Below are 25,849 nucleotides of genomic sequence, written 5' to 3'. Positions count from 1 at the left end.
CCCCCTCGCGCCAGGCCGTGGACGAGCCCATCGCCGTGGTCGGCCTGGCGTGCCGACTTCCGAAGGCATCCACGCCTGAGGAGTTCTGGCGTCTGCTTCGCGACGGCGGCGACGCCATTGCCGAAGCCCCGGAGGACCGCTGGGAGAGCGAAGAACTCCCCCTGCGGCACGGCGGGTTCCTCGACCAGGTGGACCGGTTCGACCCCGGTTTCTTCGGCATCGCCCCGCGCGAGGCCGTCACCATGGACCCGCAGCAGCGCCTGATGCTGGAACTGAGCTGGGAGGCGCTGGAGGACGCCGGGGTCGTGCCCGCCGCGCTCCGGGGGAGCCGGACGAGTGTTTTCGTCGGCGCCATCTGGGACGACTACGCCACCCTGATGTCCCGCCAGGGGATCGGCGCGATCGGCCGCCACACCGTCACCGGATCGCATCGCAGCATCATCGCCAACCGGGTCTCGTACACCTTCGGGCTGCACGGCCCCAGTCTCACCGTGGACACCGGACAGTCGTCGTCCCTGGTCGCGGTGCACATGGCATGCGAGAGCCTTCGGCGAGGCGAGTCCACCGTGGCCATCGCGGGCGGGGTGAACCTCAACATCCTGCCGGAGAGCACCATGGGCGCTCTCAAGTTCGGCGGACTGTCCCCGGACGGACGGTGCTTCACCTTCGACGCGCGGGCCAACGGCTACGTACGGGGCGAGGGCGGCTGCGCCGTGCTGCTCAAGCCGCTCGCGCGCGCACTCGCCGACGGCGACCGCATCCACTGTCTCCTCACCGGCAGCGCGGTCAACAACGACGGCGGCACCGAGGGGCTGACCGTACCCGGCACCGAGGGCCAGCAGGAGGCGCTGCGATCCGCGTACCTGCGGGCGGGCACCGACCCCGGTGCCGTCCAGTACGTGGAACTCCACGGCACCGGAACCCGGGTGGGCGACCCGATCGAGGCGTCGGCACTCGGCGCCGTGCTGGGTGCCCGCCGCAGCGGCGACGACCCGCTGCTGGTCGGCTCGGCGAAGACCAATGTCGGTCACCTGGAGGGCGCCGCAGGAATCGTCGGACTGCTCAAGGTGGCATTGAGCATCAGCCACCGGCAGCTCCCGCCGAGCCTCAACTACTCCACCCCCAACCCGGACATCCCGATGGAGGCCCTCCGTCTCCGCGTCCAGGCCGCGTTGGGTCCCTGGCCGCGGGAGGACCGCGAACTGATCGCCGGGATCAGCTCCTTCGGCATGGGCGGCACCAACTGCCACGTCGTGGTCACCGAACCGCCGCGTCCGGCGCCGATGCCCGGTCACACGGAGCGCACCACTCCGCCGGCACCCGCCGCCGTGCCCTGGACGGTCTCCGGCCGCACCCGGCAGGCGGTGCGGGCACAGGCCGCGAAGCTCCATGCCCACCTGCGCGACCACCCCGAACTGGACCTCGCCGACATCGGGTTCTCACTGGCCACCACCCGCACATCCCTGCGGCACCGGGCGGCACTCGTCGGCCGTGAACGCCCGGACCTGCTGGCTGCCCTGAGCGCCGTGGCGGAAGGGCGTCGCGCTCCGGGCGTGCTGCGTGGTGAGCTCTCCGGCGACGTCACCGACAACCGGGTGGCCCTTCTCTTCCCCGGGCAGGGCGCGCAGCGGCTGGGCATGGGCAAGGAACTCCACCAGGATTTCGACGTGTTCGCGCGGGCCTTCGACGAGGTGTGCGCCGCACTCGACCGCCATCTGCCCCGGCCCCTGCGGGACGTCATGTGGGCGGCCGAGGGATCCCCCGAGGCGGCGCTGCTCGATGAGACCGCTTTCACCCAGCCCGCCCTGTTCGCCCTGCAAGTGGCCCTGTACCGCCTGCTGGAGTCCTGGGGGGTGCGGCCGGACCTGCTCGCCGGACACTCGATCGGTGAGGTCGCGGCCGCCCACGTGGCCGGGGTGCTCACCCTCGCGGACGCGGCGACACTGATGGCGACCCGCGGCCGGCTCATGCAGGCGTTGCCACCGGACGGGGCCATGATCGCCGTCCAGGCCACCGAGGACGAGGTGCTGCCCCTCCTGGAGGGCCGGGAGCGGCTGGGCATCGCCGCCGTCAACGGGCCACGCGCGGTGGTGCTGTCGGGCGCCGAGGACGAGGCCCGTGAGGTCGCCGAACGGTTTCGCGCGATGGGCCGCAGGACCAAACGGCTGCGGGTCAGCCACGCCTTCCACTCGCCGCTCATGGAACCGATGATCGACGAGTTCCGCGCGGTCGTCGAAACCCTGGACCTCCGCGCTCCGTCGCTGGCAGCCGTGTCGACGGTCACCGGGACGGCCGTCGGCGACGACCGGTGGTCCTCGGCCGAGTACTGGGTCGAGCACGTACGGGGCACGGTGCGGTTCGCCGATGCCGTCACGACGGCGCACACCCTGGGCGCCCGGGTGTTCCTGGAACTCGGCTCCGGTGGTGTCCTCACCGCGATGGCACGGGAGGCCATCGAAAACGGCGGGGACGAGCACGGGGCCGGTGCGGGGGACGCCGCCGGATGCGCGTTCCTTCCCGGTCTGCGGGACGGGGCCGAGACACAGGGAGCCGTGTCCGCCGTCGCCGGACTGTCCGTACACGGTGCCACCGTCGACTGGCGCGGCTTCTTCGGAGCGGCGGCGCGCCCCGTCCCGCTGCCGACCTACGCCTTCCAGCGCCGCCGCTACTGGATCGGCTCCGCCGCCGCCGCGCCCGCCGGGCCCGCGACGGTGGCCTCCTCTCCGCAGGAGACGGAGTGGACCGGCGCCGAGGACCAGCCGCCGCTCGCCCAACGGCTCGCCGGGCTTCCCGAGGCCGACCGGGAACGGATGCTGACCGACATCGTCCGCACCTCGGTGGCGATCGTTCTCGGCCACGCAGGGACCGACACCGTTGAGGTCACCACCACCTTCAACGAACTCGGCTTCGATTCGTTGAGCTCCGTCGAACTGCGCAATCAGCTGGCCGAGGTGACGGGGCTCCGGCTGCCCTCAGCCCTGCTGTTCAACCACCCCACCCCCGCCCGGCTCGCCGCCCACCTGCGCCGCGAACTGTCCGGAACGGTCGACCCGGGCGCGGTCCTCGCCACCACGCGGGCCATCGCGGCCGACGAACCCATCGCGATCGTCTCCATGAGCTGCCGCTACCCCGGCGACGTCCGCACCCCCGAGGACCTGTGGCGTCTGGTGGCCGAGGGAACCGACGCCACCTCGGACTTCCCGCTCAACCGCGGCTGGGACGTCGAAGCGCTCCACGACCCCGACTCGGGCCGCCCCGGCACCACGTACACCCGGCGCGGCGGCTTCCTGCACGACGCCGACCGGTTCGATCCCGACTTCTTCGCCATCAACCCGCGCGAAGCGGCGGCGATGGACCCCCAGCAGCGACTGCTGCTGGAGAACGCCTGGGAAGCCTTCGAACGAGCCGGGCTCGACCCGGCCGCCCTGCGCGGCCGACAGGTCGGTGTCTTCGTCGGCGCCATGGCACAGGACTACGGGCCTCGCCTCCACGAGGCCGCCGAGGGCTCGGACGGCTATCTGCTCACCGGCAGCACCACGAGCGTCGCATCCGGAAGGATTTCGTACCTCTTCGGCTTGGAGGGGCCGGCCGTCACCGTCGACACCGCCTGCTCCTCGTCGCTCGTCGCCCTGCACCTGGCGATGCAGGCGCTGCGACAGGGGGAGTGCGGCCTGGCGCTTGCCGGAGGCGTCGCCGTGATGGCCACTCCGGGCATGTTCATCGAGTTCAGCAGGCAACGAGGGCTGTCCCGGGACGGCCGGTGCAAGGCGTTCGCGGCAGGTGCGGACGGCACGGGCTGGGCCGAGGGCGCCGGGCTCCTGCTGCTGGAAAGACTGTCCGACGCCCGGCGCAACGGGCACCGGATCCATGCGGTACTGCGCGGTTCGGCCGTCAACCAGGACGGTGCGAGCAACGGACTCACCGCCCCCAACGGGCCCTCGCAGGAACGCGTCATCCGCCAGGCCCTGGCCAACGCGGGCATAGCCGCGTCCGACGTCGACGCGGTCGAGGCACACGGCACCGGCACCACCCTCGGCGACCCCATCGAGGCGGGCGCGCTGCTCGCCACGTACGGACGCGACCGCGCCGAGGGCCGGCCACTGCGCCTCGGCTCGCTGAAGTCGAACATCGGTCACGCCCAGGCGGCGGCCGGCGTCGGCGGAGTCATCAAGATGGTCATGGCGCTGCGGCACGGCCTCCTGCCGCCCACACTGCACATCGACGAGCCGTCCCCGCACGTGGACTGGTCCTCCGGAGGCGTGGAGCTCCTCACCGGCGCGGTGGAATGGCCCGCGGGCGACCGCCGCCGCAGGGCCGGTGTCTCCTCCTTCGGCATCAGCGGGACCAACGCACACGTGATCATCGAGGAGGCGCCGGAAGAACCGGCAGCACCGGAGGCCCGACGGCCCGCCACCGGGGCCGGTGAGCACGACACCGTGCCGCTGCTGCTCACCGCCAGGACCGAGCAGGCACTGCGCGACCGGGCCGCCGCCCTGCGCTCCCTGATGGAGCGCCGGCCCGACGCCGCGCCGTACGACATCGCCCACTCGCTCGCCACCACCCGCTCGGTGTTCGAACACCGAGCCGCCGTCCTCGGCAAGAACCGTGACGCCGTACTCGCCGGGCTCGCGGCCCTGGCGGCGGGCGAACCCGCCGCGGACGTCGTCACGGGCACCGGGGCCCGCGGCGGCAAGACCGTGTTCGTCTTCCCCGGCCAGGGGTCGCAGTGGACCGGGATGGCCCGGGAACTGCTCGACTCCTCGGCAGTGTTCGCGGCACGTGTCGACGCCTGCGAGCAGGCGCTCGCACCGTACACGGACTGGTCGCTGACCGCGGTGCTGCGAGGCGATGGCGGAGCGCCCGGGTACGACCGGGTGGACGTCGTCCAGCCCGCTCTGTGGGCGGTGATGGTATGTCTCGCGGATCTCTGGCGTTCGCTGGGGGTGAAGCCCGACGCGGTGATCGGCCACTCCCAGGGCGAGATCGCCGCAGCGTACGTCGCCGGTGCCCTGTCCCTGGAGGACGCCGCCCGTGTCGTCGCCCTGCGCAGCCGGGCCCTCGTGTCCCTGGCGGGGACCGGCGGCATGGTCTCCGTGCCGCTGTCCGGGGCCGAGGTGGAGCGGCGGCTCGAAGCATGGGCCGGGCGGATCCACATCGCCGCCGTCAACGGCCCCGGCTCGACCGTTGTCGCGGGCGACCCCGGTGCGCTGGACGAACTGCTCGCCGCCTGCGAGACCGAGGGCGTCCGCGCCCGCCGCGTCCCGGTGGACTACGCCTCCCACACCCCCCACATGGAGGCTCTGCGGGACCGGCTCGCCGCCGACCTGTCCGGGCTGGCCCCCCGGCGGTCGGAGATCGCCTTCTACTCCACACTGCGCGGCACGCGCATCGACACCAACGAACTGGACGGCGACTACTGGTACGAGAACCTGCGCAACCCGGTCCGGTTCGAGCAGGCGACCCGTGCTCTCGCCGCCGACGGGCACCTGGTGTTCGTCGAGGTCAGCCCCCACCCCGTGCTCACCGTGGGCGTCGCCGAGACCTTGGACGGCATGGGTCTCGCCGACGGCGCCATCGGCTCGCTCCGCCGCGACGACGGCGGTATGCGCAGGCTCTCCCTCTCGTTCGCGCAGGCCGTCGTCCGGGGCACCGCCGTGGACTGGGAGGCCTTCTTCGGCGGTCTGCCCGGCGGCGTCCCGCCGCGCCCGCTCGACCTGCCCACCTACCCGTTCCAGCGGCGGCGCTACTGGGTGAACCCTCCCGTCTCCGCCGACGCGGCCAGCCTGGGCCTGGCCGACGTGGACCATCCCCTGCTCGGTGCCGAGGTGGAACTTGCCGACGGGGACGGACTGTTGCTCACCACCCGGCTGTCCCTGCACACCCACCCCTGGCTGGCCGACCACGCGGTGCTCGAAACGGTGCTGCTGCCGGGCACCGCCTTCGTCGAACTCGCCCTGACGGCCGGCAACCACGTGGGGTACGAGCGGCTGGACGACCTCACCCTGGAGGCGCCACTGGCGTTCACCGACCACGGAACCGTCGCGCTCCAGGTGCGGATCGGCGGTCCGGACGGCTCGGGCCTCCGCGCCGTCGGCATCCACTCCCGGCCCGCCGAGGACGACGACGCGCCATGGACCCGACACGCCACCGGCCTGCTCGCCGCCGGGGGCCCGGACAGTCCCCAGGAGTTCGGGGCATGGCCGCCTCCGGGCGCGCGAGCGGTGGACCTGGACGACTGCTACGGACGCCTCGCAGACCGCGGCTACGCGTACGGGACCGCCTTCCAGGGGCTGCGGGCGCTCTGGCAGCTCGGGGACGAGACGTACGCCGAGGTCGGGCTCGCCGAGGAACAGCGAGCCGAAGCCGGCCGCTTCGGCCTGCACCCCGCGCTGCTGGACGCCGCGCTGCACCCGGTGGTCCTGGGAGCCGACGAGCTGCGCCTTCCGTTCTCCTGGTCGGGTGTGCGGCTGCACGCCGTCGGCGCCACGGCCTCGCGGGTGCGCGTCCGCAGGACCGGACCGGACTCGGTAGCGCTGACCCTGACGGACCCCACCGGCTCTCCCGTCGCCTCCGTGGAGTCGCTGACGCTGAGGACCTGGCGCGGCGACCGGCCGGGCGCGCTCCGCTCCGGTGCCGGGCTGTACGGGCTGGCCTGGGCACAGCCGGTGGCGTCCGGCGCACCCGACCCGTCCGGCACCTGGGCCGTCGTCGGCGAAGGCCACCTGGCCGCCGTCCTGCACGGCGAGGGCGTGTCGGCGTACCCCGACCTGCCGGCGCTGTTCGCCGACGGGGCGACCGATGAGCCCGTGCCGGACACGGTGTTCGCCGACCTCACCCGCACCGCACCGTCCGAGCCCCCTCCGGCAACCGTCCGCGGGACGGCCGACCTTGCCCACGACGCGGCCCGGCAGGCCCTGCGACTCGTACGGGCATGGCTCGCCGAACCGCGCACGGAGTCCGCGGTCCTGGTCGTCGCCACGGCCGGGGCGGTCGCGGCCGGCGGGGAGGAATCCGCATGCGACCCGGCGGCGGCCACCGTGTGGGGACTGCTGCGATCGGCGCAGATCGAGCACCCGAACCGCCTGGTACTGCTGGACACCGACGGTTCCACGACTCGGGGCGCACTGGCAGCGGCCCCCTTCCGCGACGAGTCGCAACTGGCCCTGCGCGAAGGCGCGGTCCTCGTACCCCGCCTCACCAGGACACCGGCAGCCGGTACCGAGGACGCCGTATCCGGCCTCGATTCCGGCGGCACCGTCCTGGTCACGGGTGCCACCGGCACGCTCGGCGGCCTGCTCGTCCGGCACCTCGTCGGCGTCCACGGGGTACGACATCTGCTCCTCGCCAGCCGCAGCGGGCGCCGGGCCGAGGGCGCGCTCCGGCTGGAGTCCGATCTCCGGGCCCAGGGCGCGGACGTCACCTTCGTGTCGTGCGATGTCGCGGTGCGTGAGGATGTCGCCCGGCTGCTCTCCCGGGTCGATCCGGATCGTCCGCTGTCGGCGGTGATCCATGCGGCGGGGGTGCTGGACGACGGCACGGTGGAATCGCTGTCCGCGGAGCGGCTGGACGCCGTGCTGCGGCCCAAGGCCGACGCGGCCTGGCACCTGCACGAACTCACCGAGGACATGGACCTGTCGGCCTTCGTCCTCTTCTCCTCCGTCGTCGCGACCACCGGCAACGGCGGCCAGGCCGGCTACGCCGCCGCCAACGCCTTCCTGGACGCCCTGGCCCACCACCGTCGCTTCCTCGGACTGCCCGCCGTTTCCCTCGGCTGGGGTCTGTGGGCCGAAGCCAGCGCGATGACCCGTGCCATGGACGCCGTCGACGTGGCCAGGATGGGCCGCGCCGGCGTGGCGCCACTGGCCTCGCAGGACGCGCTCTCCCTGTTCGACACGGCCCTCGCGGCAGGGGCCGCACAGCTGCTGCCCGTGCGGCTCGACCTCGCCGCACTGCGAGCCCGGTCCGGGGACGGGACGCTGACACCGGTGTTCCGCGGTCTGGTGCGCCCACCCGCCCGGCGGGCCGCCGAGGCCCCGGGCCGTGCCTCCTCCTGGGCGGACCGGTTGGCCGCGCTGCCCGAGGCCGACCGGGAGCGGGAACTGCTCGACCTCGTACGCGCTCAGGTGGCCATCGTCCTCAGCCACGCGGACGCCGGCACGATCGACCCGGGACGGGCGTTCAAGGAACTCGGCTTCGACTCGCTGACAGCCGTCGAACTGCGCAACCGGCTCGTCGCGGCGACCGGACTGTCCCTCCCCGCCACTCTCCTGTTCGACCACCCGACCTCCGGCGCCCTCGTCGCCCATCTGCACGGTGAACTGACCGGTGGCGGCCGGACGGACCGGACCGCGGTCCCGGCCACGGCCGTCGCGGCGGACGACGACCCGATCGTCATCGTGGGGATCAGCTGCCGCTTCCCCGGCGGCGTGCGCTCTCCGCAGGATCTGTGGCGGGTGGTGTCCGAAGACGCCGACGTCGTCGGGGACTTCCCCACCGACCGGGGCTGGAACACGGACGAGCTGTACGACCCGGACCCCGACGCGACAGGGCGCACGACCACCCGGCAGGGCGGCTTCCTGTACGACGCCGCCGACTTCGATCCCGGTTTCTTCGGGATGAGTCCGCGTGAGGCGCTGGCGACCGACCCGCAGCAGCGGCTGCTGCTGGAGACGGCGTGGGAGGCAGTCGAGGCGGCCGGGATCGACCCGGCCGACCTGCGAGGCAGCCGCACAGGGGTCTTCACGGGCGTCATGTACAACGACTACGGCTCACGCCTGCACCGGGCACCGGAGGGCTTCGAGGGGCTGCTGCTGGCCGGGAACCAGGCAAGTGTGGCGTCGGGGCGGGTGGCGTACAGCCTCGGGTTCGAGGGGCCCGCGGTGACGGTGGACACGGCGTGTTCCTCGTCGTTGGTGGCGCTGCACCTGGCGGCGCAGGCACTGCGTTCGGGCGAGTGCTCACTCGCCCTCGTCGGCGGCGTGGCCGTGATGTCGACCCCCGCCACCTTCATCGAGTTCAGCCGCCAGCGCGGCCTTGCTCCCGACGGCCGGTGCAAGCCGTTCGCCGACGCCGCCGACGGCACCGGCTGGGGCGAGGGAGCCGGCCTGCTGCTGGTGGAGCGGTTGTCCGACGCGCGTCGTCTCGGTCATCGGGTGCTGGCGGTGGTGCGGGGTTCGGCGGTGAACCAGGACGGTGCGAGCAACGGTCTCACCGCGCCGAACGGTCCTTCGCAGCAGCGGGTGATCCGGCAGGCTCTGGCGAACGCGGGGTTGTCCGGGGTGGATGTGGATGTGGTGGAGGGGCATGGGACGGGGACGCGGCTGGGTGATCCGATCGAGGCTCAGGCGTTGTTGGCGACGTATGGGCAGGGGCGGTCGCAGGGGCGTCCGTTGTGGTTGGGGTCGGTGAAGTCGAACATCGGTCATACGCAGGCTGCCGCGGGGGTGGCCGGTGTGATCAAGATGGTGGAGGCGATGCGGCACGGGGTGTTGCCGCGGACGTTGCATGTGGATGAGCCGTCGTCGCATGTGGACTGGTCGGCGGGTGCGGTGTCGTTGCTGACGGAGCCGGTCGAGTGGCCGGACGGCGGGCGTCCGAGGCGGGCCGCGGTGTCCTCCTTCGGGATCAGCGGGACCAACGCGCACGTGATTCTGGAGCAGGCTCCCGCGGAGGTGACGGCGCCGGATTCCGTGCGGGACCGGGACGGGTCCCGCGAGGACGCGCCGTTGAAGAGCGGCCCGGTGCCCTGGGTGCTGTCGGCCCGGACCGAGCCGGCGCTGCGGGCCCAGGCGGCACGGCTGCTCGACCACCTCGCGGACCATCCCGACCAGGATCTCGTCGACACCGCGCACTCCCTGGTGACCGCGCGGGCGCGTTTCGAGCACCGCGCGGTCCTGGTCCCGCAGGACCCGGCCGCACTGTTCGGCGGACTGGAAGCGCTCGCCGGGGGAGAGGCGGCGGCCGCCCTCGTCACCGGCGCTGCCACCGGGCACGCCAAACCGGTGTTCGTCTTCCCCGGCCAGGGGTCGCAGTGGGCCGGGATGGCCCGGGAACTGCTCGACTCCTCCCCGGTGTTCGCCGCGCGCATGGGGGAGTGCGCCGAGGCACTCGCCCCGTACACGGACTGGTCGCTCAACGACGTCCTGCTCGGAGCCGAGAACGCTCCCGGCCTGGAACGGGTGGACGTCGTCCAGCCCGCGCTGTGGGCCATGATGGTCTCCCTGGCCGCCCTCTGGCAGGCGCACGGCGTCGAACCGGCCGCCGTGACAGGCCACTCACAGGGCGAGATCGCCGCCGCCACGGTCACCGGCGCTCTCTCGCTCGACGACGGCGCCCGGGTGGTCGCCCTGCGCAGCAAGGCCATCGGCGCTCTCGCGGGACGCGGCGGCATGATGTCCGTGGCCCTGCCCGCCGATGAACTCGACGCCTTCCTGAGCGGACGGGAGGACCGGCTCTCGATCGCCGCTGTCAACGGCGCGCGGTCCGCGGTCGTCTCCGGGGACGGTACGGCGCTGGAGGAGCTGCGCGACGAGCTGACGGCCGCCGGGCACCGGGCCAGAATGATCGCGGTCGATTACGCTTCCCACTCGGCACAGGTCGAGACGATCCGTGACGAGATCCTGGACGTGCTGGCGCCCGTCACTCCCCGTTCGACGACGATTCCCTTCCTCTCCACCGTCACCGGGGCGGCGATCGACACCGCCGGACTGGACGCCGGCTACTGGTACCGGAACCTGCGCGGCACCGTCAGGTTCGATCTCGCCACCGCAGCCGTGCGGGAACTGGGCGGCACACTGTTCGTCGAGGTCAGCGCGCACCCGGTACTCGTCACCGGCATCCAGGAAACCCTCGACGGCGAGGAGACGACAGCGGCGGCCGCCATCGGGACGCTACGCCGTGACGACGGAGGCATGGGCCGGTTCCTCACGTCGCTCGCCGAAGCCCACGTGCACGGTGCGGCGGTCGACTGGCCGGAAGTCGTCGCGGCGCACCCGCCGCGCACCGTGGACCTGCCCACCTACGCCTTCCAGCGTGAGCGCTACTGGCTCGACGTACCGCAGAGCGTGGGCGATGTGGCCTCGGCCGGGCTGCGCAACACCGGCCACGCACTGCTCGGGGCCACCGTGGAACTGGGCGACGGGCAGGGGCTGGTGTTTTCCGGGCTGCTCTCCGAGCACTCACAGCCCTGGCTGACCGATCACGCCGTCACCGGGACCGTCCTGCTGCCGGGCACCGGGTTCATGGAGCTGGCGAGCGCGGCCGGAGCCCGGGTCGGCTGCACACGGATCGAGGACCTCACGCTCGAAAGTCCTCTCGTGCTGCCCCGGCGGGCGGCGGTCGCGGTGCAAGTGACCGTCGGAGCGCTCGACGACACCGGCCGGCGGCGCGTCACGGTGTACTCGCGTCCGGCGTCCGCGGACCCCGACGCGCCGTGGTCCCGGCACGCGACAGGCGCCCTGACGCCTGCCGAGGAGCACGACGGGGGCCACCCCACGGACTGGGCGGCTGCCTGGCCGCCTCCGGGCGCCACGGCCGTCGGCCTCGACGACGGCTACGAGCGCCTGGCGCTGCGCGGCTACGACTACGGCCCGGTCTTCCAGGGCCTCCAGGCCGCCTGGCGGGACGGTGACGACGTATACGCCGAGGTGCGGCTGTCCCCCGACACCTCCACCGACGGATTCGGCCTGCACCCGGCACTCCTCGACGCCGCCCTGCATCCCGTGGCACTGGGCATCGTAGGGGGCGGCGACGACGGCGAACGGAGCGTTCTGCGGCTGCCGTTCGCCTGGAGCGGTACCACCGTGCACTCCACCGGCGCCGTGGAGCTGCGGGTACGACTGTCGCCCGACGGAACCGGAGGGGTGCGTCTCACCGCGACCGATCCCGTCGGCGGCCGGGTGGTCTCGGTGGACTCGCTGTCCCTGCGGCCCTTCTCCCCCGAGCGGCTCACCGGCGCCGCAGGCGGGGCGCTGTACCGCCTGGCCTGGGAAGAAGCCGGTGGTGTGGAGCGATCCGCGGCGTCCGGCCAGGCACGGACAGCCGTGCTCGGTGACGACGGGGGCTCCGGCACCACCACCACGGAATCCGACGACGCCCGAGGCCTCGCCGCACTTGTCGCCGAGGCCGCCGAAACGGGGGAGACGCCGGATGCCGTCGTCCTCGCCTGTCCCGCCCCTGCCGACGCTTCTGCCCACGGTTCCGACGCGGTCGAGCGGGTACACGCACTGGTCGGCAGGGTGCTCGCGGTGGTGCGGGACTGGCCCGCCGAACAGCTGCCCGGGGCACGGCTGATCGTCGTCACCCGCGGGGCCGTCCGGGTCCGGGGCGGCGAATCGGTGAGCGACCCCGCGGCGGCGGCGGTCCGGGGCCTCGTCCGCACCGCGCAGGCGGAGAACCCCGACCGGTTCGTCCTGCTCGACGCAGAGCCGGACGCCCTGCTGGAAGGCGATGCCCTGACGGCTGTCGCCGGGGTCGCCCTCGCCACCGGAGAATCCGAACTCGCCCTGCGCCAGGGAAAGTTCCTCGTACCCGCGTTGGTGCCGGCGGAGGCCGCGGAATCCGCCCCGTCGGACGTCGGCCCCGATACCCCGGGCGGTGCCACCGTGCCGCCGTTCGCACCCGGCGGCACGGTGCTGGTGACCGGCGGGACCGGAGTGCTCGGCGGGCTGGTCGCCCGTCATCTGGTCACCGCGTACGGCGTGAGCGACCTGCTGCTGGTCAGCCGGCGTGGTGATGCCGCACCGGGCGCGGACGCTCTCGCCGCGGATCTCACCGCGCTCGGCACCCACGTCACCGTGACGGCGTGCGACACCGCCGATCGGGAGGCGCTCGCGGCGCTGCTGGACCGCATTCCGGAGGACCGCCCGCTGACCGCCGTCGTGCACACGGCCGGAGTGCTGGACGACGGCACCCTCGACGCGTTGAGCCCCGAGCGGCTGACACCGGTACTGCGGGCCAAGGCCGACAGCGCATGGCACCTGCACGACCTCACCCGCGACCGTGAGCTGTCGGCCTTCGTACTGTTCTCCTCGCTCGCCGGAGTCACCGGTAACCCCGGGCAGGCCAACTACGCGGCAGCCAACGCCTTCCTCGACGCGCTCGCCGCGATCCGGCGGGACCAGGGCCTTCCCGCGGTGTCGCTGGCCTGGGGCCTGTGGGCCGAGGCCAGCGGCATGACCGAGGGGCTCGGCGCGACCGGCCAAGCCCGGCTGGGCCGGGCCGGGATCGCCGCCATGGCCTCCGACGACGGGCTGGCCCTGCTCGACGCGGCCCTGTCGAAACGGGCCGACCGCACCATGGATCCGGCCCTGGTCGCCGCCCGGTTCGACACGGTCGCGCTCCGCGCCCGTGCCGCCGACGGCACCCTGGCCCCGGTGCTGCGCCGGCTCGCCCGGGTACCGGGCCGCCGGACCGCCGCCGGGCCGTCCGGCGGACCGCTGCGGGACCGGCTGTCCGGACTGTCCGAGTCCGAACAGGAACGACTGCTGACGGATCTCGTTCGTGCCGACGTGGCCGCCGTACTGGCACACGCGGACGCGGCGACGGTCGATGCCCGACTGGCCTTCAAGGACCTCGGCTTCGACTCGCTGACGGCCGTCGAACTGCGCAACCGGCTGAGCACCCGGATCGGACTGCGCCTGCCGGCCACGCTCATCTTCGACCAGCCCACCCCGGCCGCCCTGGCCGGCTATCTGCGCACCCGCCTGCTCGGTGCCGACAGCGGCCCCGTTCCGGCGGGTCCGGCAACCGCCGCCGTGCCCGACGAGCCGATCGCGATCGTCGGTATGGCGTGCCGTTATCCGGGGGGTGTGCGTGATCCGGAGGGGTTGTGGCGGCTGGTGGAGTCGGAGGCGGATGCCATCGGTGGTTTTCCGCAGGACCGGGGCTGGGATCTGGAGGGGCTCTACGATCCTGATCCCGAGCGCAGTGGTACGAGTTATGTGCGGGAGGGCGGCTTCCTGTACGACGCCGCCGACTTCGATCCCGGTTTCTTCGGGATGAGTCCGCGTGAGGCGCTGGCGACCGACCCGCAGCAGCGGCTGCTGCTGGAGACGGGCTGGGAGGCCATCGAACGCGCCGGAATCGACCCCGGCACCCTGCGGTCCACCGCGACCGGCGTCTTCACCGGGGTCATGTACAACGACTACGCCTCGCGGGTCCGGCAGATCCCGAAGGACCTCGAAGGATTCCTCGTCAGCGGCAGCGCGGGCAGTGTGGCGTCGGGGCGGGTGGCGTACAGCTTCGGGTTCGAGGGTCCCGCGGTGACGGTGGACACGGCGTGCTCGTCCTCGCTGGTGGGCATGCACCTGGCAGCTCAGGCCCTGCGGAGCGGTGAGTGCGACCTGGCACTCGCCGGCGGTGTGACGGTGATGGCCACCCCGGCCGCTTTCGTGGAGTTCAGCCGGCAGCGCGGGTTGTCGCCGGACGGGCGGTGCAAGTCTTTCTCCGCCGACGCGGACGGCGCGGCCTGGGCCGAGGGCGTCGGCATGGTGCTCCTCGAACGCCTCTCCGACGCACGAGCCCGCGGCCACGAGATCCTGGCCGTCATCCGCGGTTCGGCGGTGAACCAGGACGGTGCGAGCAATGGTCTCACCGCGCCGAACGGTCCTTCGCAGGAGCGGGTGATCCGGCAGGCTCTGGCGAACGCGGGGTTGGCCGGGGTGGATGTGGATGTGGTGGAGGGGCATGGGACGGGGACGCGGCTGGGTGATCCGATCGAGGCTCAGGCGTTGTTGGCGACGTATGGGCAGGGGCGGTCGCAGGGGCGTCCGTTGTGGTTGGGGTCGGTGAAGTCGAATATCGGTCATACGCAGGCTGCCGCGGGGGTGGCCGGTGTGATCAAGATGGTGGAGGCGATGCGGCACGGGGTGTTGCCGCGGACGTTGCACGTGGATGAGCCGTCGTCGCATGTGGACTGGTCGGCGGGTGCGGTGTCGTTGCTGACGGAGCCGGTCGAGTGGCCGGACGGCGGGCGTCCGAGGCGGGCCGCGGTGTCCTCCTTCGGGATCAGCGGGACCAACGCTCATCTTGTCCTGGAACAGGCGCCGGTGGAGGCGGTGCCGGTGGCTGTGGGACCGGCTGCTGATCCGGACCCGGAGCCGGCCGCGGCGGATCCGGTGCCCTGGGTGCTGTCGGCCCGGACCGACTCGGCGCTGCGGGCCCAGGCGGCACGGCTGCACGAGTACGTGAGCGCTCGCGCGGCGCTCTCCCCGGCCGACGTCTCCCACGCCCTGGCCACCGGGCGCGGCACTTTCGAGCACCGGGCCGCGGCAGTGGCGGCCGACCGCGCCGGGCTCCTCGACGCCGTGGCGGCGATCGCCGCGGGCGAGGACAGCGCCCACACCGTCCGGGGCACCACGGAGGAGACACCGGGCAAGACCGTGTTCGTCTTTCCCGGACAGGGCGGGCAGTGGCCCGGGATGGCCGCGGCGCTGCTGACCGAGTCCCCGACGTTCGCGCGACGCATGCGTGAATGCGCCGACGCGCTCGCCCCGTACACCGACTGGTCACTCCTCGACGTCGTGTGCGGCGCGGACGGCGCGCCGGGCATCGACCGGGTGGACGTGGTGCAGCCCACTCTGTTCGCGGTGATGGTGTCGCTGGCCGAGCTGTGGCGCTCGCTGGGCGTCGAGCCCGACGCGGTGATCGGCACCTCCCAGGGGGAGATCGCCGCCGCCTGCGTGGCCGGTGCCCTGTCGCTCGACGAAGCCGCCCGGGTGGTCGCCCTGCGCGGCAGGATCGCGGCACGGCTGACCGGTTCCGGCGGCATGGTCTCCGTCCCGTTGCCCCTTTCGGAGACCCTTGAGCTGATGTCCGCCTGGGAGGGCAGGATCCACCTCGCCGCTCTCAACGGCCCGGCCATGACCGTGGTGGCCGGTGAGCTGGCGGCGTTGGACGAACTCCTCGCCCACTGCGCGGCCACCAGCATCCCCGCTCGCCGGATCGCCATGGAGTACGCCTCCCACACCCCGCACGTCGAGGTGATCCGGGACGAACTCGTGGAGGCGCTCGACGGCACCACCGCGGGCCCGTCCGACGTGCCGTTCCACTCCACCGTCACGGGCGGACGCATCGAGGACACCACGACGCTCGACGCCCGCTACTGGTACGACAACCTGCGTGGCACCGTGCAGTTGGAACCGGTGGTGAGGGCGTTGATGGCCGACGGGCACCGTGCCTTCATCGAGATGGGCCCGCACCCGGTCCTCGCCTCCGGTATCGGTGACACCTGGGAAGCGGCCGGCGACGGCGCCGGAAGCGGCGTCGTGCTCGGCACGCTGCGCCGCGGGCACGGCGGACTCGAACGCTTCCTGCTGTCGGCCGCCGAGGCCCATGTCCACGGTGTCGCGGTGGACTGGTCGAGGCTGTCCGGGGGCCGAACGGTCCGGCTCGCCGGCCTGCCGACGTACGCCTTCGACCGGCGTCGCTACTGGCTCGACGCACCGAGGGACCAGAATGCCGCGGGCCTCGGCCAGAGCGACAGCCCCCACCCGCTGCTCGGTGCCGCGGTCGAACTCGCCGACGAGCGGGGCGTGGTGTTCACCGGCCGGTTGTCGCTGGACACCAGTCCCTGGCTCGCCGACCACGCGGTACTGGGCTCGGTGCTGCTGCCCGGCGCCGCGTTCGCGGAACTCGCCCTGCACGCCGCCGACCACGTCGGCTGCGCCGGCGTCGAGGACCTCACCCTGGAAGCGCCGCTGGTCCTGCCCGCCGCCGGTGCACTGCACCTGCGGGTCACCGTCGGGGAGGCCGACGACCAGGGAAGCCGTCCGGTCACCATGCACTCCAGGTCCGACGCCGGCACGGACGGCTGGACCCGGCACGCGTCCGGAACACTCACCGCGCCGGCGGGGAGCGAACCCACCGCCGTTCTCGCCGCCTGGCCGCCGCCCGGCGCCGTCCCGGTGGACCTGGACGACCCGTACGACGCGTTCCGCGGATACGGAATCGGCTACGGACCGGCCTTCCAGGGGCTGCGAGCCGCCTGGCGGCACGGCGACGACCTGTACGCCGAGGTCGCGCTCCCCGAGGACGTCATGGGCACCGGGGACACCGACGGCCAGGGCTTCGGCATCCATCCCGCCCTGCTCGACACCGCCCTGCACGTGGCCGCACTGCGGACGTTGGGCGAGGAGGGCGGGCAACTGCGGATGCCGTTCTCCTGGAACGGTCTGACGCTGCACGCCGTCGGTGCGGCAGGCGCACGGGTCCGCCTGCGCAGGTCCGGGCCCGACGCCTGGTCGGTGACGCTCGCCGACCACACGGGCGCACCGGTGCTGTCGGTCGAGTCCGTGGTCACCCGGCCGGTCGAGGCCGGGCAACTGGCCGGTGCCCGGCCTCGCCCCGCCCCTCTCACCGCGGTCACCTGGGCCGCCGTCGCGGTCCCGGAAGCCGCTGTCGACACCCGATGTGCCACGCTCGGAGGCCTCGCCGTGCCGGGGGCGGACGGCTTCGCGGACCTGGCCGGGCTCGCGCTCGCGGTCGACCGCGGCGCGCCGCTGCCCGGCCAGGTGATCCTGCCCGTCGAACCGCATCCGGAAGGCGGCGGTGCCGAGCCGCTGCCCGGCCGGACCCGCACGGTCACCCATCGAACGCTCACCTGCCTGCGCGCGTGGCTGGACGACGAACGGTTCATGACCGCGCGGCTGGTCGTGCTCACCTCAGGGGCGGTGGCCGTGGCCGCCGGCGATCGGGTCGACCCGGCCACGAGGGCTGTCTGGGGCCTGGTACGTGCGGCACAGCGGGAGTACCCGGGACGCCTGGCGCTCATCGACACCGACGAGTACGGCACCGACCCGCGCGGCCTCGCGGCCGCCCTGGCCACCGGCGAACCTGAGTCGGCTATTCGCGCCGGAGCGGTCCACCGGCCACGGCTGGAACCCGTCCGCACCACCGACGTGACCGGAGCCCGTCTCTCCCCGGACGGCACGGTGCTGGTCACCGGAGCGGGCGGCACCCTCGGCGGCCTGGTGGCCCGACACCTCGTCACCGCGCACGGGGTGCGGCATCTGCTGCTGGCGAGCCGACGCGGTACCGCCGCGCCGGGCCTCGCCGACCTGGTGGGTGAGCTCACCGCGCTCGGCGCCCACGTCACCGCGCAGGCCTGTGACATCGCCGACCCTGCCGCACTGGCCCGACTGCTCGCATCGGTTCCGGCAGGGCATCCGCTGACCGCGGTGATCCACGCGGCGGGGGTCATCGACGACGGCACGCTGGAGACACTCACCCCGGAGCGCATCGACACCGTTCTGCGGCCCAAGGCCGACGCGGCCTGGAACCTGCACGAGCAGACCCGTGAGGCCGGGCTCGACGCGTTCGTGCTGTTCTCCTCGGCCGCCGGCACCCTGGGCAGCGCGGGCCAGGCCAACTACGCGGCGGCCAACGCCTTCCTGGACGGGTTCGCCGCGTTCCGGCGGGACCAGGGGCTGCCCGCGGTGTCGCTGGCCTGGGGACTGTGGGCCGAGACCAGCGACATGACCGAGCGACTGGGACAGGCGGGCCGAAACCGGCTGGCCCGGAGCGGGATCGCCCCCATGCCCACGCAGGAAGGGCTGGCACTCTTCGACGCCGCGCTGGGAGCGACCGAACCAGCCGTGCTGGCGGCCCGGTTCGACCTCACGGCACAGTCCGCCCGTGCCGGTGACGGCACCCTGTCGGGACTCCTCCAGGGTCTCGTCGGCGGAACGAGCCACCGGCGAGCCGCCGGGAAGGGGCCGGCGCCGCTCGGCCCCGGCCAACTGGCCGAGCGGCTGGCGGGCATGCCGGAGAAGGAACGGCGCGAGACCCTGCTCGACCTGGTACGGCGCCAAGCCGCGCTCGTGCTCGCGCACCCCAGTCCCGAGAGCCTGGAGACACGGCGCGGGCTGCTCGAAATCGGCTTCGACTCGCTCACCGCGGTCGAGCTCCGCAACCGACTGTCAAGGATCACAGGGCTGCGGCTGCCCAGCACGGTCCTGTTCGACCATCCCACGGTCAGCGCACTCGCCGACCATCTCGGAAGCAGGCTGGCACCCGACGGAACGCAGGCGCCGACGGGCGTACTGGCCGACCTCGACCGTATCGAGGCGGCGCTCGCGGCACTGCCGTCCGGCGGCGCGGAGAGCGGCACGATCGATCTCCGGCTGGAAGCACTGCTGCGGACCTGGCGGCGGGGCCGGGACACCGACACCGACGAGGTCGGCGGCGATCTCACGAACGCGTCCGACGACGAGCTCTTCACCGTGCTCGACGACGAACTGGGGAGTTCCTGACCAGTGGGCACCACGACCACCGAGCGACCGTACCGGAAGACCCCTGGGGGGCGGATGTGAATTCCACCGAAGACAAGCTCCGTGACTACCTGAGGCGGGCCACGACCGAACTCAGGCAGGTGCGGCAGAAGTTGAACGATGCCGAGGAGCAGTCCCACGAGCCGATCGCGATCATCGGGACGGCGTGCCGTTACCCGGGCGGGGTGCGGACCCCGGACGAGCTGTGGCAGTTGGTCGCGGGGGGAGTCGACGCGATCGGCGCCTTCCCGTCCGACCGGGGCTGGGCCCTGGACCGCCTGTACGACCCCGATCCAGACAACCCCGGTACCACGTACGCGACGGAAGGCGGATTCCTCCACGACGCCGCCGACTTCGACCCCGAGTTCTTCGGGATGAGTCCGCGTGAGGCGCTGGCCACCGACCCGCAGCAGCGGCTGCTGCTGGAGACCTCATGGGAGGCGATCGAACGGGCCGGAATCGACCCGGCCACCCTGCACGAGAGCGACACCGGGGTGTTCGCCGGGATCATGTACGACGACTACGCCTCACGGGCGAGGCCGGCGCCCGCCGAGTTCGAGGGACTCCTCGGCACGGGCAGCGCCGGGAGCATTGCCTCCGGGCGCGTCTCCTACACCCTCGGCCTCCGCGGCCCCGCCGTCACGGTCGACACAGCCTGTTCGTCCTCCCTGGTCACAATGCATCTGGCGATCGGTGCGCTGCGCTCCGGGCAGTGTTCGCTGGCGCTGGCCGGCGGAGCCACCGTGATGGCCACCCCGCAGCCGTTCATCGAGTTCAGCCGTCAGCGCGGGCTGTCCGCCACCGGGCGTTGCCGCTCCTTCGCCGAAGCGGCCGACGGCGCGATCTGGTCGGAGGGCGCGGGCATGCTGCTGCTCGAACGTCTCTCGGACGCGCGGGCCGCGGGCCACCGGGTGCTGGCAGTGCTGCGCGGCTCGGCGGTCAACCAGGACGGCACGAGCAGCCAGCTCACCGCGCCCAACGGCCCGTCGCAGCAACAGGTGATCCGACAGGCTCTCGCCGACGCCCGGTTGTCCGCCACGGACATCGACATGGTGGAGGCGCACGGCACCGGCACCACGCTGGGCGACCCGATCGAGGCGCAGGCACTGCTGGCCACCTACGGCCGCGGTCGTGCCGTCGACCGCCCGCTGTGGCTCGGTTCCGTCAAGTCCAACATCGGGCACACCCAGGCGGCGGCCGGTGTCGCCGGTGTCATCAAGACCGTCGAGGCGATGCGCCACGGAATCATGCCCGCGACACTGCACGTCGACGAACCGTCGACCCACGTCGACTGGGAACAGGGGGCGGTCGGCCTCCTCACCGAGGAACGGCCGTGGACCGGGGACACCCCGCGCCGTGCCGCCGTGTCGTCGTTCGGGCTCAGCGGTACCAACGCGCATGTGATCGTCGAGGAGGCGCCGCCGGCGGCCCGCCCCGGGGCGGAACCGGACCCGGACGCGGCATCGGCGCCGGCCTGCGAGGTGCTGCCCTGGCTGCTGTCCGGCAGGACCGAAGCCGCGCTCAGGGCCCGCGCCGGACAGCTGATCACGGCGTCGGCGTGGGGGCTGGACGCCGCCGACGTCGGCCACGCGCTGCTCACCACGCGCACCGCCTTCGACCACCGTGCGGTGATCGTCGGCGGCCCGGACGACTTCCGGGCCGGACTCACGGCCCTGGCCGAGGGGCGGCCGTCGCCCGCCGTGGTGACCGGCAGGCCGGGACCGGCCGGCCGGACCGCGTTCCTGTTCACCGGACAGGGCTCGCAGCAACCCGGTATGGGACGCGACCTCTACCGGGCCTTCCCGGTGTTCGCCGCCGCGCTGGACGAGGTGTGCGCCCAGATCGACCCCTACCTGGACCATCCGCTCCGGGAGATCATGTTCGCCGCTCCCGGGACACCACAGGCGGCGCTGCTGCACCGGACCGACTGCACCCAGCCCGCGCTCTTCGCGTACGGCACCGCTCTGTTCCGGCTGCTGGAGAGCTTCGGAGTCGTCCCGGACCGGCTGGCGGGGCACTCCATCGGTGAACTGACCGCGGCGCACGTGGCCGGGGTGCTGTCGCTTCCCGACGCGGCGGCACTGGTGGCCGCTCGCGGCAGGCTCATGCAGGAACTGCCGGGGGACGGGGCGATGTTCTCCGTGCGAGCCACCGAGGAGGAGGTGCTGCCACTGCTGGAGGCACACCGTCGGACAGCCGGAATCGCGGCGGTCAATGGTCCCGACTCGGTCGTGATCTCCGGGGAGGAGACCGTGACCACCGCGATCGCCGAACACTTTCGCGCCAAGGGCCGCAGGACCAAGCGGCTGGCGGTGAGCCACGCGTTCCACTCACCGCTGATGGATCCGATGCTCGAACGCTTCCGGGACGTGGCGGCGGGACTGGACTACGCCGAGGCGCGGATCCCGGTCGTCTCCGCTCTCACCGGCAAGACCGAGGTCACCGCACTGTCCTCCGCGGACCACTGGGTGCGGCATGTGCGCGAGGCCGTCCGGTTCGCCGACTGTGTGCGCGAGCTGGAGTCCCAGAGCGTGGTGAACCACCTCGAACTGGGGCCGGACGCGGTGCTCACCCCGATGGTCGCGGAGAGCCTGACCGCGGAAACGGACGCCGCGCAGATCGCCACCGCACGCCGAGGCGTGGCCGCTCCGCAAGGAGTGCTCCTGGCCGTGGCCGGGCTGTACACGCGGGGCACCGCGGTGGACTGGACCCCGCTGTTCGGTACCGGACGGCACCACGTCGAGCTGCCCGCATATCCGTTCCAACGGCAGCGCTACTGGCTCGACGCCCCCGCCGGTGTCGTGGACGCGACCGGACTCGGCCAGAACCCGGCCTCCCACCCGCTGCTCGGCGCCGCCCTCGACATCGCCGGTGACGGGACGCTCGTGCTCACCGGGAACCTGTCCGTCCGGACCCACCCCTGGCTCGCCGATCACGCCGTCGGCGGCACCGTCATGCTGCCGGCGACCGCGTTCGTCGACCTCGCGCTGGAGGCGTGCCGGCACGCCGACTGCGACCGGATCGAGGAACTCACCCTGGAAGAGCCGCTGGTGCTGCCGCAGGACAAGGAGATCCACGTTCAGTTCGTGGTCGGCGCCCCCGATGAACTCGGACGGCGGCCGGTCGGCCTGCACACCCGCGCCTCGGACGGGGCACAGGCCCCGGACGCAGGGGGGCGGCCATGGATCCGGCACGCGGCCGGCCTTCTGGGCCGCACCGGAACCACCGGCCGCCCCCCGGCCCCGGCCGACCCGGCACCCTGGCCGCCGGAAGGCGCCACCCTGCTGGAGACCTCCGGCATGTACGACGAGCTCGCCGGGATCGGCCTGGCCTACGGGCCGGGATTCCGGGGACTGCGGCGCTGCTGGCGTCTCGGCGACGACCTGTACGCCGAGGTGGCGCTGCCGGAGGGCCTGGACACCGAAGGGTTTGGCATACATCCGGCGGTGCTGGACGCGAGCCTGCACGCGTTGCTGTTCCGTTCCGGTGCCGGACCGGGCACGGTCCCCGAGCTCGTGCTGCCCTTCTCCTGGAGCGGTGTCACCCTGCACGCCACCGACGCCGGCGCGGTCCGGGTGACGCTGTCCCCGGTCGGCGAGAACGCGGTGGCCGTCACGGTGACCGACCCCGCCGGTGCTCCGGTTCTTGAGGCGAAGTCGTTGCGGCTGCGCCCCTTCTCGGTGGGCGGCCCGCGGCCGGCCACGACCGCCGGGCCGCCGCTGTACCACCTGGAGTGGATGCCGTCGCCGACGACCGGCACCGCACCGGGCAGTTGGGCGTTTGCCCCCCGGGCCGACCTGTCCGCCCTCGCCGATTCGCTCGATGCCGACGACGGCACACCGCCGACCGTGGTGATCCGCTGGGACGAGGAAGCACGGGACCCGGACACCGACAACACCGCGGACCAGGTCCACCGGGCAGTTCACCGGGCGCTCGCTCTCGTGCGCCGGTGGCTCGCCGACGATCGGTGGGCCGCGTCCCGCTTGGCCGTTCTCACCACCGGGGCGGTGGCCACGGGGCCGGACGAAGCCGTCGCCGATGCCGCCGCCGCGGCGGTGTGGGGACTCGTGCGCACCGCGCAGGCGGAGAACCCGGACCGCTTCGTACTCATGGACCGTGACCCGTCCGACAGCGGAACGGACGAGGGAGACGATGTCCGGCTGGCTCTCGCCACCGGTGAGTCCCAGGTCGCCGTGCGCGACGGCCGGGCACGGGTGCCGCGGATGGACCGGGCCGGTGACGGCGGACAGCTCGTCGTGCCGACTGCCGGGGACTGGCGGCTGGACGCCGCGGTGCGCGGCACCCTGGAGCACCTGACACTGACCGGACACACCGATGCCGGACGGCCGCTGGCCGAGGGCGAGGTCCGCATCGCCGTCCGTGCCGCCGGGCTGAACTTCCGCGACGTCCTGATCGCGCTGGACATGTACCCGGGCGAGGCCGTGATGGGCGGCGAGGGCGCGGGCGTGGTCATCGGGACCGGGCCGGGGGTGACCGACCTCGCGGTGGGGGACCGGGTCATGGGCCTCCTGGCACCGTCCTTCGGCTCGACGGTGATCGGTGACCGGCGCCGGATAGCCCGGATCCCGGACGGCTGGTCGTTCGAACAGGCAGCGGCAGTGCCCACGGTGTACCTCACCGCCTACCACGGGCTGGTCGACCTGGCCGGGCTCGGGCCGGGCGAGAAGGTCCTGATCCACGCGGCGACGGGCGGCGTCGGCATGGCAGCGGTCCAGATCGCCCACCATCTGGGAGCGGAGGTCTTCGGCACCGCGAGTGAGCCCAAGTGGGACGTCCTGCGCGCGAGCGGACTGGACGACGCCCATATCGCCAACTCCCGTACGCTCGAATTCGAACAGCGCTTCCTCGACGCCACCGGCGGCGAGGGCATGGACGTGGTGCTCGACTCGCTGGCCGGCGAGTTCGTCGACGCCTCGCTCCGGCTGCTGCCGCGCGGCGGCCGGTTCGCGGAGATGGGCAAGACCGACATCCGCGATCCGGAGGAGGTCGCAGCGCACCACTCGGGCGTCACCTACCAGGCGTTCGACCTCGCCCTCGTCGATCCGGACCGAATCGCCGAGATGCTCACCGAGGTGCTCGACCTGTTCGAGCGCGGGGTGTTCCGGCCGATGCCGCTCACCTGCCGGCCGATCCAGCGTGCCGCCGAGGCGTTCCGGCACGTGCAGCAGGCCAGGCATGTGGGCAAGGTGGTGCTGACCGTGCCCGCCGGGCTTGACAGCCACGGAACTGTACTGATCACCGGTGGTACCGGCACTCTCGGCGCGGTGATCGCCCGCCACCTGATCACCGCGTACGGCGCCGGGCACCTCGTGCTCACCAGCCGCAGGGGACCCGAAGCTCCCGGAGCCGCCGAACTCGCCGCCGAACTCACCGCGTTCGGTGCCCAGGTGACCATCGCCGCCTGTGACGCCGCCGACCGCGACGCGCTGAAGGCGCTGCTCGACTCGCTGTCCCGGGAGCATCCGCTGACAGCCGTCGTGCACGCGGCAGGAATCACCGACGACGCCGGGCTCGACGGGCTGACGGCCGAACAGGTCGAGGCGGTCCTGCGGCCCAAGGTGGACGCCGCCCGGAATCTGCACGAGCTGACCCGCGACTCGCAGCTCTCCGCGTTCGTCCTGTTCTCCTCGCTGGCTGGCACCCTGGGCAACCCGGGGCAGGCGAACTACGCCGCGGCCAACGCGTATCTCGACGCCCTGGCCACGCGCCGTCACGCCGACGGGCTGCCGGCCACCTCGATGTCCTGGGGACTGTGGGAGCGGGAAAGCGCGCTGACCGGCAAACTGGGTGTGGCCGAGCGGGCCAGGATGAGCCGCGCCGGTATGGCGCCGCTTGCCACGGAAGAGGCGCTCGGCCTGTTCGACGAGGCACTGCGCGGACCGCTCCCGGTCGCCGTGCTCGCCCGGTTCGACACCGCAGCCCTGCAGGCCCGGGCCGGTGCCGGAACCATCCCCGCGGTGTTCGGCCGACTCGTCCGCGCCTCGACCCGCAGGGCCGCCGCGGCCGTCGAACCCGCGGACGGCGGCCGGCTCCTGACGGAGCGCCTGGCCCAGTTGTCCGGGGAAGAGCAGACGGCCGCGCTGCTCGACCTGGTCCGGGAGGAGGTCGCGGTCGTCCTGGCCCACGGGAGCCCGGCGGCCATCGACCCGGCACGGGCCTTCAAGGACCTGGGCTTCGACTCACTGACCGGTGTCGAGCTGCGGAACCGGTTGAACGCGACGACAGGCCGACAACTGCCTCCGACGCTGATCTTCGATCACCCTACGGTCGCCGCACTTGCCGCATACCTGCACCACGAGCTGGCCCCGCCCGAGGCGTCGCCCAGGGAACGGCTGTTGTCCGAGTGGGACGCGCTGGAGGCCCGGCTGCTCGCCGCCGACTTCGGCCCGGCGGACCGCTCGGAAGTCCTGCGACGACTCAAGGCGCTGGGGACGCGGTGGGAGAGCCGCCAGGAGTCGGACCAGCCCGACGAGGTGGACGGCCACATCCGGTCGGCGAGCGCGAACGAGATCTTCGACTTCATCGACCAGGAGCTCGGCCGCGGCAGCGACATGGAGTGA

Annotated in this window: 2 protein-coding genes; both read left to right on the top strand. The window is 73.1% G+C overall.

The genetic code is table 11. The annotated features are described in order from the left end of the window. Positions 1-17 precede the first annotated feature (17 nt). Entirely contained in the window at positions 18-19,250 is a 19,233-nt protein-coding gene (locus ACF1CT_RS31610) for a type I polyketide synthase (protein WP_391787417.1), read from the top strand. After that, on the top strand, positions 19,142-25,849 hold the full coding sequence (locus tag ACF1CT_RS31605; RefSeq protein WP_391787436.1) for an SDR family NAD(P)-dependent oxidoreductase: 6,708 nt from the start codon (positions 19,142-19,144) through the stop codon (positions 25,847-25,849). The genes ACF1CT_RS31610 and ACF1CT_RS31605 overlap by 109 nt, the downstream gene beginning before the upstream one ends.

The organism is Streptomyces sp. NPDC014734, from assembly GCF_043083325.1.
Lineage (GTDB): Bacteria > Actinomycetota > Actinomycetes > Streptomycetales > Streptomycetaceae > Streptomyces.
The sequence above is the reverse complement of the archived record's forward strand: the minus strand, read 5'-3'. Positions and strand labels throughout refer to the sequence as shown.